This window comes from Chitinophaga filiformis (assembly GCF_023100805.1).
GTDB classification, from domain to species: Bacteria; Bacteroidota; Bacteroidia; order Chitinophagales; family Chitinophagaceae; genus Chitinophaga; species Chitinophaga filiformis_B.
On sequence record NZ_CP095855.1, the window covers coordinates 3,174,053 to 3,190,042 of the forward strand.

The window sequence follows — 15,990 nt, forward strand, 5'->3', positions numbered from 1 at the left end:
TTAACTTTTTGGGCACCTCATGACGCTACAGGGCTGAATAAAACGGGTCTTCGCAGGTTTATCTCAGGAGATTGATCGATCCCTTTCTTGTCAGCTCGGTCTTGTTATTCAATGTGATCCTTACAGTGTAAGTATACACTCCTGTGGGCTGCAGTTTACCATTATAAGTGCCATTCCAGCCTGTCAGCTGATTGGTCCGGTAGATCAGTTCTCCCCACTGGTTGAACACCTTCATGTCAATAGCCGAAATAGTAGTGCCTTCCGGTTTGAAATAGTCATTCTTACCGTCGCCATTTGGTGTAAATGCATTCGGGATAAAGATCTCTCCCGGTTTCGGCTTGGCCGAAGCCAGGCCCGGTAAGCTGTTCTGACAACTAATTGGGCCAAGTGCAATTACTTTGATCGAGATGGACTCCTGGTTGGTGATGCCTGTTACTACATGCGAAGTACCGGTATTGCCGGAGCTCGGCGTAATATAGGCGCCTCCATCCACAGAAACAATATACCCCGTTGCGCCAGGGACAGGATCCCAGGTGAAGGTTACACCACTTGTCGTGATGTCTCCGGCCTTTACTACAGGCGTAATGGCCCGGTCATAAGGCGTAACGGTCACCGCTGTTCTGTCGCTGCTGCAAGGACCGTTCACCGCCTCTACATACCAGGTGGTTTCGGTACTTACGGCAGGTGTGGTATAAGTAGCTCCCTGACCTTCTACATCGCCACCGGAAGGATAAGTATACCAGTTGTAAGTGAAGGGTGTGGTAGCGTTATCTATTTTCAGGACCGCTGTACTGTCCGGACAGATGCTTTGCGCCGATACAAGTGGTGCGGCTGGCTTTTTGGTAACGGTCACTTTGATACTGTCTATTACATGACAGCCATTCTGATCTTCACCGGTCAGTTTGAATGTTGTGGTGGTGTCAGGTGCAACGGTAAAACTGGAGTCGGTGATATTGCCGGGTTCCCAGGTATAACTCCGCATACTGCCACCTGTAGGGATGGCGTACAGTTTGGTGTTGGTGCCTGAACAGATGTCGCCTGGTTTGGCCAGCGCCTTCAGGAGGATCATGGATTCCTCGCTGATGTCTGCCGAAAAATCCGAGGGACAACCATTGGCATCTGTCACCGTACAGGTATAGCTGCCTGCCGGCAGATCAGTAGCTGTCTCTGTGGTCTGTACCGGGGTGGTATTCCAGGAATAGGTGAGCGGAAATGCACCACCCGTAGCTGTGATGCTGATACTACCGTCGCTGTTGCCGCAGGTAGCTTTCGTTACATCAGAAGTTACGGTAACAGGAACATAAGCCTGCCCTGACACTGCGAGGAAAACCGCTCTGGATACGCCACTGGGTGCACCGCTTGCCAGGTATTCTATCGTGATGGATGCTATCTCCTTTGACTGGTTCTCACAGGCAGGAGCAATGTCAATGCTATAGATACGCGGATCATTGCTGCTGAGTCCTTCCACATTGTATGGACCGGCCGGCAGCCTTTGAATACGGCCGTAACTGTCGAATACAGGATCGATGCCGCCAAACCAGTCAAGTATGCTGGCAACGATCTGCGCCGATGTTGTACCATCTGTATAGTTGAAAGTGATGCCTAATGTGCTGCCCTGTTCAGTAGAGAAGCACAACAGGCTGATCTTACTGTATGCACCTGGTGTGGTAAATGTCAGCGTGCCGGTGCCCACTGTGTTGGTCACGCTTCCCAGTTTAGACATATAGAGCACATTGTTGGCTGTATAATCATTCATCTGATAGGTACGTAGCCCTGTGGTAAAAAGACCATCGTTCGGTACACCGGCCTGCAGGCCGTTCGCGGCTGCAAAGTCAAATGTGTAGAGTATTTTCTGCTGGATGTCTAGTCCGGTAGTGGTCACAGCCTCGGCATTGATGCCTGTTTCAGCAACTCCATCATTGTTGAAACCTGTTACGGCAATGGGCGTATAGGTTTGAGCGTATAACCTGCAGGCGCATATTACCAGCATGGAGGCAACAATAAGAACACGTTTCATTCAATTGTATTTTTGGTTGATACTAAATTTTATTATCGTAGCAGCGCCACCCATCCTGTGTAGGGTTTTTCATCTGCTGATGTTTTGATGACATAATAGTAGGTGCCTGTGGGCAATGATCTTCCGCCACGGGTGCCGTCCCAGGGAGCATAACCGATACCGGTGAACACGATTTGTCCCCAGCGGTTATAGATCTCTGTCTTTGCAGCGGGCCTTGCTTTTAGTCCGTCTATGCTCCAGCGGTCATTGATCCCATCTCCGTTCGGACTAAATACATTCGGTATTTCCAACACCAGGTCGGGCACTACGATATACCATGCATGACTGATGCTATCAACACAGCCAATATCATTCTTTGCATACAGGATGACCCTGTAGCTGCCGGGCAGTTCATACTTGTGCTGCGGATCTTCCAGGCTGGAGAGGGTACCGTCTCCAAAGTCCCAGTTATATTCCATAGCAAACTGTGAAGTGTTGTTGAAAGTGAAAGTGCCGTTCTTGAACTCTACCGGGTTATTTGCTCCCGGTGCAGCACTGAATGCAGCAAGGGGAGGAGCAACTATATTGATCAGCGCAGTTTTGGTAATGGTCGTAGCACACTGTCCTTGCGATATAGCCTTTAATGTAACCGTGTAGGCACCAGGAGTGCTGTAGCTGTATACCGGTTCGGCCTGGGTGGTCTGGTAGCCGTTTCCCAGCGACCATTCATACGTATCCGCAAGCTGTGAAAGGTTATCAAAGCTGATAACAGCAGGGGCGCAGCCTGTGGTCAGGTCTGTTGTGAAATCGGCTACCGGCATGGGAATAGCGGTTACCGTAACAGGAACAGCTGTATCGGCGCATATATTATCCTGTATGATCAGGCCGATCGAGCCGCTTTGCTGATACTTAACCGTATAGGGGCCAAAGCCGCTGCCACTCTGCACAACGCCACCACCCCAGTTCCATACGGGAGTAGCATTGCCTGCATAGGCGCCTGTGAAAGTGATGGTAGTGCTTTCTCCTGCACATACAGGTGTTTTGCTGACAGTGAAACTGGCTGTTGGCGGCTGTGACACGGTAATGTTGTGTGTGGCAGTATTAGATACACAGCCATCTTCGGTAACCTGCAGCTGTACAGTATATGTGTTTGCTGTGTTAAAGCGTATGTCGTAAGGGCCCGCGCCGGAACCACTTTGTATAACAGCACCTGAAAAATTGTGCCAGTCGTAGGTGGCAGCAGTTCCCGCCGTACCTGTAAAAGTCAATGTATGGTTCGCGCCCAGGCATACCACATCGGGCAGTGCAGAGAAATCTGCAACAGGTGTAGGTTTAACGGCAACGTCCACCGTATCTTTCAGCAGGCAGCCGAAGGCGTCTTGCGCAGTAACGATATAGGATGTAGTATCTGTGGGGCTAACGGAAATGCTATTACCGGTAGCAGTTCCCGGCGTCCAGGAATAATTGGTTGCAGTGCCACCGCTTGCTGTGACCGAAAGCGTAGCGGTTTGCCCGGCGCAGATACTGGCAGGGCTGGCGCTTGCAGTGAGTGTTACGAGCGATAATTTCTTGATAGTATCAGTAACAGTGGTGATGCAATTGTTGCCATCTTTAATGGACAGGGTGTAAAAACCTGCTGCCAGTCCTGTAGCAGTAGGCGTAGTCTGAACAGGCGTCGTATTCCAGGAATAGCTTAAAGGCGCAGTACCGCCGCTTGCAGTTACTGCTATGCTGCCGTTCGCGCCTCCGCAGATGGCGTCTGTAACAGTATGTGTATACGTAAGCGGTGTGTATTGTACACCGGAAAGCGCCATGATGAGTGCCCTGGAGCTGATATTTGGACCTTGTACATATAGAAAGGAAACAGACCTGATCAGCTTTGACTGATCAGCGCAGGGGATATTAAAGTCGAATGCATACATCCTGGGATTGCTGGGAAGTCCATCTACAGTGGGGAAGGACGTGGTACGGGTCAGCCTGCCCATACCACTGAATATGAACGGTGTTCCGAAGAACCAGTCTTTGATCTGAAGGGTGCCCGCATTGGCAGACGTACCATCGGTATAGTTCAGCGTCACGATCACGGTACTGTTATTTTCTGTACCGAATGCCAGTATGCTCAATTTGCTGAAACTGGCGGGTGTGGCGAGGTTAAGGGTGCCTGCAGGCAATGAGTTAGCAACGTTTCCGCCGGCGGAAAGATATAATGCATTAGGGCCTGTATAAGGATTCATCTGGTAAGTACGGGTACCGCTTACAAAGGTGCCCGAGTTAATGATACCTCCGCCGATGCCATTGGCAGCTGCAAAAGCCTGGGTATGCAGGATGTGGTTACTACCGTCTATTACGGTGGATGTGACAGCAACGGCGTTGGTGCCCGCCTCAGCTACAATGTCGGCATTGAACCCGGTAACAGGTACCGGTGTATAGGTTTGCGCAGACAATAACTGTATGCCGGTATGGATGAACAATAGGGTAATTGTAAAGATACGCTTCATGAACGGTCATTATAGATTTCGGTCTTTTTATGATTTTACTAAGCTCTATGAATTGGCAGGGTATAGGCTTACGCCATGCACAATGCCGGAGGCCCCTGAAGGAAGCTTCCGCCAGCAACAGTTAACTTTCACCAGTAAATACTTGTGGAGAAGAAAAAAGGGTGGGTAGCTGGATATATATTTTTTATTTCAATAATTAAAACACGTAAAGGATAGACTGTTTTTACAGCTATCGGGTGCTGAAGAGGTACATTTTTAAGGCAAATTGAATTTCGAAAATGGTCAGGTAACAGTTATTTCTAACCTTCTTGCATTAATAGCCTGACCTTCTTTTTCCCAGATACGTCTTTGCTCGAAGGTGACGCTGGCATGTCCCGGTGACTTTCCGTTGATGATAAATGCCTCTTCATTACTCGTGCCCACATCCTGCCGGAAGGTATCAACAGCATGATCGTAAGGTCTTACATCAACACATGCGGCATTGCTGACCTGGTAGAACCATTGGAATCCTGCGGTTCCAAGACCAGGGAGGACTACAGTTAGGGATGTCCCTGCTTTTATTTCTTTAACCTCGCTTTCCATAGTTTTGGGTTTTATTAAAATGCGAATTACAGTTACTATACTAAACCTCCGGCAATCATCAGGCCAGAAGAGGAGATAGTGAACCGTAATTCGCAACTATGACTGCTATTTATACGTACCACTTATGGTACATAGCTGAATCGGTGCCTTGCACAAAGCAGTCGAGTCGTCCGGCTGCCCATGAAGATACGCCTACATCGGAAGAGAGAATACCTCCCAGGTTTTCGTCTCCGCTCCATTTGGCGCCATCCCACCATTTGTGCATCATGTTGTAGGTCTGGCCGGGGAAGAATACATCGATCCTGTTTGCACCCCATGATACGGCAGCAGGATTACCAAACATATTGGACTGCAGGTCTTCCCATCCGCTCCATTTGGTGTCAAACCATTTATGCCACAGGTGGTTGTTCAGGCCGCGTGCGAAACAATCCAGTCTGCCCGGCGCCCATGAAGATACTGCCGGTGCTGAATTGATAACGCCTCCGAGGTCTTCCCATCCATGCCATGCGCCATTCCACCAGAGATGCCACATAGAAGAGTTCATGCCCCTGGCAAAGATATCTATGCGGTTTGGTCCCCAGCTTACGCAGGCAGGTTCTGATGATAATAATCCGCCCAGATCTTCCCATCCGCTCCAGCCGCCCTGGTACCATTTGTGATACAGGTGATGGTTGAGCCCCAGGGCGAAGATGTCCAGTCGTCCGGATGCCCATGAGCAGATAGCAGGAGCACCCTGGATCTGTCCACCGAGCGATTCCCAGCCGTTCCAGGAAGAACCGTTCCACCATTTGTGATAAACAGCAGAGTCCATACCGCGTACAACAACGTCTATGCGGTTAGGTCCCCATGAAACTGCATTTGGCCTGGATGATAGTAAACCGCCCAGATTTTCCCATCCATGCCATCCGGTTTGCTGTGGAAGTTTGACGCCGCTGGCAGTCCAGAACGGGAATTCTGTATCTATACCAGCCTGTCCGTATGCGATCTTAAAGAAGCCTCCTTTGCCCCATCCGGTGCCCCAGGAGTTCTTACAGATCCAGCAGTGTTCTGTTTCTGAATAACCGATCACTGTTACGCAGTGCAGACCATAATCAGAGCCGCTGACATGTTTGTACACGCCATCAGCATAAGAGAAGAAGTCTTCATACACATGCATAACAGCAGAGCAGGGGCCGTTGTTGGAAAGGTAGTTCTTCCTTTCAGTGATGTTTGCAATGGTAGTAGAGTTGGTGATCTTTACTGCCCTTGCATCACGGTTAGGCCCTACTTTACAGGTAGGAGGTTGTTTCCAGATATTGTTTTCCGGAAAAGCTGTTTCATAAGGGAAGCATGCTTCATCAGGAATGCCTCTTGATTTGATCTGGCTGAAAGCATCAGTAGGCCACCATCCTCCGCAGTTTGCACCATGCGAAGAGCAGAAATGGAGGTCTGCTTCCGAGAGATTGAGCAATTGTCCTTTTTCAATAGAAGCCATTGCTTCGGTAACTGAGGTAGTGCAGAACGAAACGCAGGAACCGCATCCACCCTGATCTTTCACGGGTGTGATATGGTTGCCATTACGGTTGCGCCAGTCCACCTCCTGAGCAAAATTGGCTACCGGAGCAGTAGCTGCCCGCTTGTTCATCACAGCGGCAAGTTCCTCAGTGTTTACAATGACACCCAATAAAGCTTTTTGCTGTGGATCAGGCAACTGGGAAACAGGTGTTTCTCTTGCCTGCCACTGGGTATCGGCCTTCTGAAGGTCGGCTACCAGTTCTGAGATCTTGATCTTAGACATTTGAATGGTATTGTTTTGGAGTGAACAGAATAACGATCCGAAATTCAATGCTGAATCAGAAGTAAGTAACGGTGCTAAAGAAATGCACGTGCAGGATTTACTGTCGATGTTGTTACATCATCATTGTCACAAAAGATACTTTAAGTGTGATGCCTGTCTGGTGGTCCCGATAGTGAAAGGAAATAAGGTTCGTGAGGTGCTTTTTACGTAATAAAGTGGAATACTTCCATGCTTGTGAAAGCAAATCTATATGAATGTCAGAAGTTTAAAAAATAAATTTTAATGTGCTAACGATTGCAAACGAATAAAAAAATATTTCCTGTATAAACATGTGGGAGGATTAAAAGAACATACAGAAAACGCATGATATAGATCAAATCCATGTATATAAAAAAAATAGCTACTTATTAACTTCCAATTAACCAAATCCTATAGATTGTTTCCTAAACTTGTGTACCGTTGCATTGTACTGATACACATTAATACCATTGTTTGTAAGATGAAAAACTGCCATTGTACCCGGATTTCTTCTTACATCTTATCATATTCCTGAACAGTTTGTTGACCACAGGTACAGCTGTTCAATGTTCATGCATGTTGAAATAAAAACTATACATATGAAGAATGCATTAGTAAAAAAGAAAGCAGGCGCACGTAAACGCAAACGCAAACAGGTCTATCTTTTTTCACCCAAGGTGATAGAAGGAAAAGACAGGCAGTATGTATTTAATTTTCCATTGCTTTCCATTATGGGAAAAGAAAATGGTCACTACGTGATAGAGAACAGCATGCTTTCTATATTCGGTGTTGGCAGAACCCGGTCAGAAGCCATGCGGGACTTTGCCGAGGTATTTGACGAAGCTTACAAATGGTATAATGAGCTTCCCGAAGACACACTCACTCCCAAAATGCAGCGGCTGAAAACAATGCTGAACAGTACCGTGAAAGGTATCGTCGTTACGGCCTGACACGGTCAGCTTCTCCGGCGCATGTCCTGCCCTTCGTCCAGCTCCGCGGTACAGATGAATTAAAGGACGGCGTACCATTGACAGCCAGCTCAATCCCCCTGTTACTCACTTCACCGGCATGGGAAACGGTGTGTTTCCGTCTCCTATGACGGACCGCGGTGAATGAGGCCGGGGTATAAGTGTGGCATTGATTGAACAGTTTATAGCTGAAAACAGCCATTTTGTTATTTATAGCTTGTTGATGTGAACTTATTGTTATACTTTTTCGCATCATTTCGAATGTTATGGATATTGATTTGTTTGAACAACTTCAAAAAGAGGGGACTATTTCCGCTGCATCAGCAGAAAAAGTACGCACCATCACAGCAAAAAGGCTTTTCTCTGTCCACTGGGAGCTCAAGACCATCCTGTACCTGGGCGTTTTATTACTAAGCGGAGGCCTGGGGATACTGGTATATAAGAATATCGATACAATAGGCCACCAGGTCATTCTGCTGGCGATCGCATTAGCTTGTGGCGGTTGCTTTTATTATAGTTTCCGTCACAAGTTACCTTTCTCAGCAGAGAAAGTACCTGCGCCGAACAGCTTTTTCGATTATATCCTGCTGCTGGGATGTTTGCTGCTGATCACCTTCATCACTTACCTCCAGGTGCAATACAATGTATTCGGTACCAGGTATGGCGCCGCCACTTTCATCCCGATGCTGGTATTGTTTTTTTCCGCTTATTACTTTGATCACCTGGGTGTATTGAGTATGGCAGTGACCAATCTGGCCGCCTGGATGGGAGTAACGGTAACGCCGCTTCAGTTGTTAAGCGCCAACGATTTCTCCAGCTATACACTTATATACACAGGACTGGTGCTGGGTGCTTTACTGATAGTAGCCGCTCTGCTGAGTAGCCGTTTACGGTTCAAAGCGCATTTTGCATTTACCTACAGTAACTTTGGTACACATATTTTTCTCATCGCTAACCTTGCTGGCATGTTTGCCGCATACGACGGGCAATATGGATTATGGTTCCTCTTGCTCATTGCTGCAACTGTGTTCTTTTACAGCCAGGCTATGAAGCAGAGATCTTTCTATTTCATATTGATCATTACACTATATGCATACATAGGACTGAGCTTTATGGTGGTCAGATTGTTGATGGATACACGATCAGAAGGTGGAATATACGCCGGACTATTGTATTTTATCATGTCTGGCATCGGCGCTATTGTACTGTTGATTAACCTTAACAAAAAACTGAAAAAAGCATGATCGCATATAATAGTCAGTCATTGGACAACCTGTATATCCAGGAGCAGGCGGAAATGGCACAGGAGGCAGATTGTATTACCGCTGAGGAGTATAATGCTATTACTGCGGCCCACCCGGTGAATCTTTATACGCCTAATCCCTATATGCGTATCGGCATTTTTATCCTGACAGTCATTATCCTGTTGTTTTCTTTCGGTTTTTTCTGCCTCTTATCTATGTCAGGAGGAGAGAGTGCATTTACCGTCCTGTGTTTACTTTTTGGCGGCGGGTCTTATGCGCTGGCTGAATATATGATACGTGAAAAGAGACACTACAAATCGGGAGCTGATGCAGCTTTGATATGGGGAGCGGGTATTTTTTTACTTACGGCACTAGGCATTGCAACCGACGCAGACGCGCCTCTCTGGGTATGGTGCTTCGCCGCGCTCATATTGTCGCTCTTTTTTGTATTGCGCTTCGCGGATGTCAGTATGAGTATTGTAGCGCATTTATCGCTACTGGGTCTTCTTTTTTCCGGCGCTGTGCAAATGGGTAACATAGCAAAGCTGATCATTCCTTTTATCATCATGCTGGCTTCGGCAGGTGTGTATTTTCTTTCAGTAAAACTTATTGCGGTACGTACTTACCGGCATTATAAAAAATGCCTGCAGATGCTGCAGGTCTGTGCCCTGATCACACTGTACCTGGGAGGGAATTATTTCGTAGTGAGAGAAGTAAGTAATGAAATGTTCGGGCTGGACCTGCAGGCAGGCCAGGATATTCCGGGAGGATGGTTCTTCTGGATACTGACCGTCACATTACCATTGCTATACATCTATGCAGGTATCCGGAAGAAAGACAGGATATTGATCTGTGTAGGACTTTTGCTGATTGCCGGTATCGTGTATACCATTCGTTATTATCACAGTGTGGCGCCGCTTGAAGTAGCGATGACACTGGGAGGCCTTGTGATGATAGGCATTGCTTACGCATTGATCCGTTATCTTAAAACACCGCGTCATGGTTTCACAGCGGCATCATCTGATGAAAGACATGCTATGGAAGCTATACAGATAGAATCACTGATCATTGCGCAAACCATGAGCCATGCTGCTGCTCCCCGGCCGGATCAGCTGGAGTTTGGCGGTGGCTCAGGTGGTGGCGGTGGCGCTTCGGGCGATTTTTAAAAAGATATCGAATGAAATAAGGGTGTATCAAAGTGCAATACACCCTCATTTTTCTGGGTACCTGATTGAATCAGGTAGTCATTTAAACGATGTTCAGCGCTTATTTTTACTTTGGAGTTTTCCCGATGCTTATGTGTTTTGTGGTGTATCGTCAGACGGTGAACCGGAAATAAGACCATTCAGACCAGGAGCAATAGCGGTCGCCTACTTTGGCCCTCACCCGCCAACGCCCTGGTTGTGCACCTACGGAATTGTGATTGAAGGAGGTGCCTGTAATGTTGTGGTATACGCTTAAGCTGCGGAATGATTCAGCTGCCCATTGGCCGCCAGTAATAGCGCCAAAGGCGTCTACTTCCAGTGAGTAGGTTACTCCCGGTATATTTACCGGCGCCCAGCGGAAGGTCATGGTGCGTGGATAGTGATTGAACACTGCTCCATCAGCAGGGTCCTGTAATCCAGGTACTGCGCCTTTCCACCAGGCGAGGGTAGGATCTCCCAGAATACTTATACCATAGAACCACTGTCTTTCACCCAGGTCGTGATCCGCACCCCGGGCCTGCCACCACTGTGTGAGCGCTGCACCTATGCAGCTACCTTTGCCGATAGGCTCATAGAAGTCTGCAAAGAACAGCATAGAGCCTGTTTTAGTGCTGCCAATTACCGTTAGCCCCATGTTCGTTTCTCCGCCCTTCTTGTCAAAGATGTACCATCCGCCGAGGTAATCATTTTCTGTGAAGCGCGCAGTGCTGCAGCAGAACAGGTTAAAGAAATTGGCGTTCGGACAATGTTCATCCCTGAAATAGGACCTGTCGATCCATTCTGTAGTACCTGCCGCGGGAACACGGAAGGAATGTACATAGGGAGAGGAATGGGAGCATAACTGTACAAAGGAACGGGTCTTGTTGATCTCTGTTTTGTACAGGTCAGCATCTGTAATGTCGGGATTGGTGTATTTGGTGATATAGGCAGAAGGAGTCATCAGGTCCATCTCACAATCATCAAACCCTGTCCAGTCGTCTTCCACATATGCCAGCGCGGAGCGGGAATGCCCCAGGGCGCCCATACGAAACAGGTGATTGCGGTCAAAGTAGTTGTTGATCAGCGCCACATCATTACCGCCGGCGGTAGGCGTCCAGATACGTCCTACCCAGATCTCGGGTGTAACATTGCCGCTTACTGCATTATACCTGCCATTTCCGTCAGGATCTGTCCAGGTACCATTGGTGTCCATGTAGAACAAATCGCAGGGGAATTCAGCATGTGCGCCATAGAAATCGTCATCCATTTCAAACCATGCCACCGGAATAGCGCCTACCATTACGACGCCTGTAGGGGCTTTATCGCGGATGTAGTTCCTGATATAGGCGGGTTTACCTCCCTGTACCACGTGAATAGTGGCCCAGAAGCCGTCCCTGCCCAGGTCCAGCACATAGCGGTGAATGCGGTCCTGTACCTTTTCGAAGATATCAGCATGTACCATCACCAGTACCTTGCCGTGGGTATAACGAACTTTATTATAGCTATTCAGGTAGCTTTCTCCCGCCGGGTAGGAAGGCCGGGGCTTTTCCTCAATAAGGGGTTTCAGCTCCAGGAAATGCTTGTAGCGCGACAGGTAGTCGTTGTAGGTTTGTAGTTGTATGTTGTCTTTGTCAGTCAGTCGCAGGTTCCGGACACTTTTATACGCCTGCCCGAGTTTATACTTACGGCCTACTGCTTCAAGGTTGAAAATGGTCCTGTCCTGTACGACCTGCGTACGGATATGTTGCAGCTCCGCAAGTGCCCGCCTTTCATCTGCTGATGCCTGGTTTTTCTTTTCTTTTGACATTTTGGGGTGCTTTGGGGTGTTAACGATGAAGACAAAGGTAAGATGCTGAAATGTAAGCTGTTGGGTAGAAAATACCTGATTTCAGCGTATTTATACGCGAATTGAAATTGAACTGCAGACGTTGAGGGAAGCCAAATAGCCAATATCCTCCCGGCACCAGTCCGGTATCACTATAGTACCAATGGCCTAAACTTACGTACATCTTACGTCCTGAACGTAAGATGTACGTAAGTTTAGGCCATTGTCAGGCCATTGGTACCGAATACATACACTATTGAAACCCTATCGCGGATAGCTGTTTCATAAAAAATGTCATCAGACAGCCATTGCGCGCACAGGCGCAGGTCGCATTTTTAACTGCCTGATGGTGATCATTTTATTGACCTCAGGGCTCCAGATCTTCAGTTTCAGGCATGCTGCAATAGCCCTGGGCGACAGTGAAGTGGTTTTGGCCTGTTGTAGTTCGGGAATAGCCGCCATTGCCTCCGGCAGGCGGTAAAAAGGTATACGGGAATTCAGGTGGTGAATATGATGATAGCCAATATTGCCGGTTACCCAATTCCAGAAAGGGCTCATCAGCATATAGCTGGAAGACGCCATAGCAGCAGTGTCATGACACCATCCTTCCTTGTCCCGGAAGGTTACGCCGGGAAAATTATGCTGTGCGTAAAATAGGTAAGCGCCAATAGCACAGGCGATGAAAAATGGTATGATAAGCAGCAGGAGCAGGCTGAGCCAGCCCATAAAAATAAACAGCAGCGTACCGGCAGCGAAATGCAATACCAGGGCCAGCAGGGAATCCATATGCCGGGAAGGGCTGCTGGTAAAGGAACGCAGGCTCATACCCACCATGAACATGCTGATATATCCGAACAGGATGGTGACCGGGTGGCGGGCAGCCAGGTAAGAACGTCTTTCTGCAGGAGTCGATTCCAGGAATTTCTGCTGTGTCATGATCGGAAAGGAACCAATGCTGGCCGTGAACAGCTTGGAATTGTGCGCATGATGATAGTCGTGCGAGCGCTTCCAGATGCTGGCAGGAGCCAGTATAAACACGCCAAAGGCGCTGAACAGCAATTTGGCTGCCCTTGATTGATAAAGAATAGTGTGATGCTGGTAGTCATGATAGATCACGAACATCCGGACGATCACCAACCCGGACAGTATACTGCAAAGAATGCGTAAAAACAGCCAGGGAAGGAAGGCAGTGCCTGCAAAAAGTCCGGCCAGTATCACCGCGGTGGAAAGGGTATAATACCAGCTTTTCCAGCGGGTCTCTTTCGCATATGGTTTTGTGGCAAGGATCAGTTGTTTTCCTGTTAGCATTGGTTCTGTAAGTAATATGTGTAGGTGTAATAAGGTATAGGATAGGTTTTGTCTGTCAGGCGGTGGCTATCTGCTGCTCAGCAGGTTGTTTTGCCGCCTCTGGCCGTCTATGTTTCCATCTTCTGTGACTCCAGAGCCAGAACTCGGGATGAGCGCAGATATCATGTTCCAATGCCTGGGTATGAGCTGTGGTGATCTCTCCGTCTTTGGTAGCCGCCGGCTGGTCAAAGAGCGTACGTGCGGAGATCTCGTAATAACCGCGTTTTACGCGCTGTACCCGCACATACACTACCGGATAGTTCATTTTACGGGCAATCTTCTCGGTGCCCTGGAAAACAGGTGTATCCTGGTGCAGGAAATTGGTCCAGTAAGCGCTGTTTGGTGCAGGTGTCTGGTCGGCTATAAAAGCAGTAGCATCCAGTTCGCTTTTGTGCGCTACCATATCGCGGAAAGTATCTTTCATACTAATGAGGCCTGTACCGAAACGGGTACGCATGCGGTACATCAGTCCGTTGAAATATTTATTGCTGAGGGGGTGGTATACCACATAGAGGTGGTGTTTCCCCTGGAGGCTGAAAGTATTACCTGCCCACTCCCAGTTGCCATAATGCCCCATCACGATCATAATGCTTTTGTTTTCGGCTGCATAGCGGTCAAACAGGGCCTGTGCTTCCGGTGTGAGTTTGCAGCGCCTGATGGCGGCGGCACGGGAAATGGTCAGTGTCTTGAACGTTTCCAGCAGCAGATCGCAGAAATAACGGTAAAACCGGCGGCGGATCTTTTCAATCTCCTGCGGAGACTTATCCGGGAAAGCGTTTTGCAGGTTTTGAAGTACTACCTTCTTACGGTAACCAATTACATAATACAGCAAAAGGAACATCACATCACAAACACCGTAAAATAACGGGAATGGTAACAGGGATATAAGATAGATAAACGGTAGTACGATATAATAAGTCAGCATTGGTTCAAAATTACAAATTAAAAATTAATATAAAACAATGCATTTTAGTTGTATATGCAGTAAAAATGAGTGTCAATTATACCGAAACTGAGTTTCAATTGTATCGGAACCAGGTTTCAATTGTATCATTGACGAATATTCCCGTCCCGACCCCTATCCGCATACCCGATTTTGCTTGTATTTGCTGGCATTTCTCTGTATTATTATCGCTCACGCAAATGCGACCAAAATATGTTGAGACGAATTTTACTGGCAGTGTTCGGCCTGGCCATGTGTATCAGTGCCAGCGCACAAAAAACGGCCAATGATCCTGCGAAAGAGAAATGGTTTATGGACCTCGGACTGGGAATGTTCATTCACTGGAGCGTGGACGTACAGGTAGGCGCTGTGATCAGCCATTCCATGGCGGGTGCTTCCGACGATTACCTGGAGCGTTTTACCACGGAACTGCCCAAAACATTCAATCCGCATAAGTTCAACCCGGACGACTGGGCAGTACTGGCTAAGCTGGCAGGCATGAAGTATATTGTTTTCACAGCTAAACATCATGCCGGCTTCTGTATGTGGGATACCAAAACGACGCCTTTCAACATCATGAACACCCCTTTCAAAAAAGATGCGACCCGCGCCATCTTTGATGCCTTCCGCAAACAGGGGATCGCTATTGGCGTCTATTTCTCGCCCGAAGACTTCTATTACCTCTACAAGCATAAGATACCTATCGGCAGAATGCAGTTACCACAGCATTTCCCGGAAAAGAACCCCGGTCTGATGGCCTACGACAAGTCGCAACTGAAAGAGTTGCTGACCAATTACGGGAAGATCGATTTTATCTTCTTTGACGGTCCGGCAGAAGGACTGAAAGAATACGCCTGGGAACTGCAGCCGGATATTGTGGTGACCCGCGGACAAATGAACACGCCGGAGCAGGAGCTGCCGGATGCCATTATGCCCGGCCCCTGGGAGGCCTGTTTTACAATGGGGACCGACTGGCAGTACAAACCGACCAATGATCCGCAGAAATCAGGAACAGAAATGATCAATATGCTGATAGAGACCCGCGCCAAGGGAGGGAACCTATTGCTGAATGTGGGGCCCAAACCCGATGGAGAGATCCAGATAGAACAGGAGGCCCTGCTGCGCGAACTGGCACTCTGGAACCTGGCTAACGGAGAGGCGGTACAGGGGGTAAGACCCTGGCATATTGCAAGGGAAGGCAATATATGGTTCACCCGCGGAAAGGATACCAGTACCGTGTACGCGTTTGTACCGGGAGGCAAAGACTGGAAATACGGGGAAAGAAAGGACCTGGTGATCCGTACACTGGAGGGTACACCCCAGACCAAAGTGTCCATCCTTGGGTATGCCAGTGAGCTGGTGGAGTATAAGGAAGGCTTTGATGCAGGCATTTATTCCCAGTCAACACCAGTGGGGCTGCTGATCAGCGCTGTGAACGGACAACGTTTCTATACTGACAGGAAGTGGCCAAACCCCGTGGTGATAAAGATCGAAAATGTAAAATACCGGCCGGTGACGGCGAGCTATAAACAGAGCACAATTGATGGTGCTAAATAGCAAAAGGCATATTCCCGCAGGACTACATTTACAAGTCTGTAGTCCTGCGGG

11 protein-coding genes are annotated in these 15,990 nt (G+C 48.2%); 4 read left to right on the plus strand and 7 right to left on the minus strand.

Going from position 1 to position 15,990, the window contains the following annotated elements; translation table 11 throughout:
• Window positions 1–58: 58 nt before the first annotated feature.
• From MYF79_RS12740 to MYF79_RS12755, 4 genes are all read right to left on the minus strand, one after another.
• Window positions 59–2,017, minus strand: a complete 1,959-nt coding sequence (locus MYF79_RS12740; RefSeq protein WP_247814235.1) for a gliding motility-associated C-terminal domain-containing protein — start codon at window positions 2,015–2,017, stop codon at window positions 59–61.
• A 32-nt stretch (window positions 2,018–2,049) separates the two neighbouring features.
• Window positions 2,050–4,494, minus strand: coding sequence for a PKD domain-containing protein (locus MYF79_RS12745; RefSeq protein WP_247814236.1), 2,445 nt, complete (start codon window positions 4,492–4,494; stop codon window positions 2,050–2,052).
• A 282-nt stretch (window positions 4,495–4,776) separates the two neighbouring features.
• Window positions 4,777–5,076: a protease inhibitor I42 family protein gene (locus MYF79_RS12750; RefSeq protein ID WP_199657349.1), complete on the minus strand. Its 300-nt coding sequence runs from the start codon at window positions 5,074–5,076 to the stop codon at window positions 4,777–4,779.
• 109 nt (window positions 5,077–5,185) lie between these two features.
• Window positions 5,186–6,853 carry a C1 family peptidase gene (locus tag MYF79_RS12755; RefSeq protein WP_247814237.1) on the minus strand — a complete coding sequence of 556 codons (1,668 nt, stop codon included), beginning with the start codon at window positions 6,851–6,853 and terminating at the stop codon, window positions 5,186–5,188.
• Between the two features lie 617 nt (window positions 6,854–7,470).
• Here MYF79_RS12755 and MYF79_RS12760 point away from each other — a divergent pair.
• The 3 genes from MYF79_RS12760 to MYF79_RS12770 all read left to right on the plus strand — a co-directional run bounded on the left by MYF79_RS12760 (window position 7,471) and on the right by MYF79_RS12770 (window position 10,249).
• The gene (locus MYF79_RS12760) at window positions 7,471–7,821 is read left to right on the plus strand and encodes a hypothetical protein (protein WP_247814238.1); all 351 of its coding nucleotides are present in this window, start codon (window positions 7,471–7,473) and stop codon (window positions 7,819–7,821) included.
• 284 nt (window positions 7,822–8,105) lie between these two features.
• Window positions 8,106–9,083 (plus strand): DUF2157 domain-containing protein, encoded by a 978-nt coding sequence (locus MYF79_RS12765; RefSeq protein ID WP_247814239.1) that lies wholly within the window; start codon window positions 8,106–8,108, stop codon window positions 9,081–9,083.
• Window positions 9,080–10,249: a hypothetical protein gene (locus tag MYF79_RS12770; RefSeq protein ID WP_247814240.1), complete on the plus strand. Its 1,170-nt coding sequence runs from the start codon at window positions 9,080–9,082 to the stop codon at window positions 10,247–10,249. The genes MYF79_RS12765 and MYF79_RS12770 overlap by 4 nt, the downstream gene beginning before the upstream one ends.
• A 151-nt stretch (window positions 10,250–10,400) precedes the next feature.
• On the opposite strand, the gene MYF79_RS12775 is transcribed toward MYF79_RS12770, so the two are convergent.
• The 3 genes from MYF79_RS12775 to MYF79_RS12785 form a co-directional block, all read right to left on the minus strand.
• Window positions 10,401–12,074: a C25 family cysteine peptidase gene (locus tag MYF79_RS12775; RefSeq protein WP_247814241.1), complete on the minus strand. Its 1,674-nt coding sequence runs from the start codon at window positions 12,072–12,074 to the stop codon at window positions 10,401–10,403.
• Between the two features lie 315 nt (window positions 12,075–12,389).
• Window positions 12,390–13,400: a fatty acid desaturase family protein gene (locus tag MYF79_RS12780; protein ID WP_247814242.1), complete on the minus strand. Its 1,011-nt coding sequence runs from the start codon at window positions 13,398–13,400 to the stop codon at window positions 12,390–12,392.
• Between the two features lie 55 nt (window positions 13,401–13,455).
• Entirely contained in the window at window positions 13,456–14,364 is a 909-nt protein-coding gene (locus tag MYF79_RS12785; protein ID WP_247814243.1) for a lysophospholipid acyltransferase family protein, read from the minus strand.
• Between the two features lie 231 nt (window positions 14,365–14,595).
• On the opposite strand from MYF79_RS12785, the gene MYF79_RS12790 reads away from it, so the two are divergent.
• Complete coding sequence (locus tag MYF79_RS12790) at window positions 14,596–15,939, plus strand: alpha-L-fucosidase (protein WP_247814244.1); 1,344 nt, start codon at window positions 14,596–14,598, stop codon at window positions 15,937–15,939.
• The last annotated feature ends 51 nt before the right edge of the window (window positions 15,940–15,990 follow it).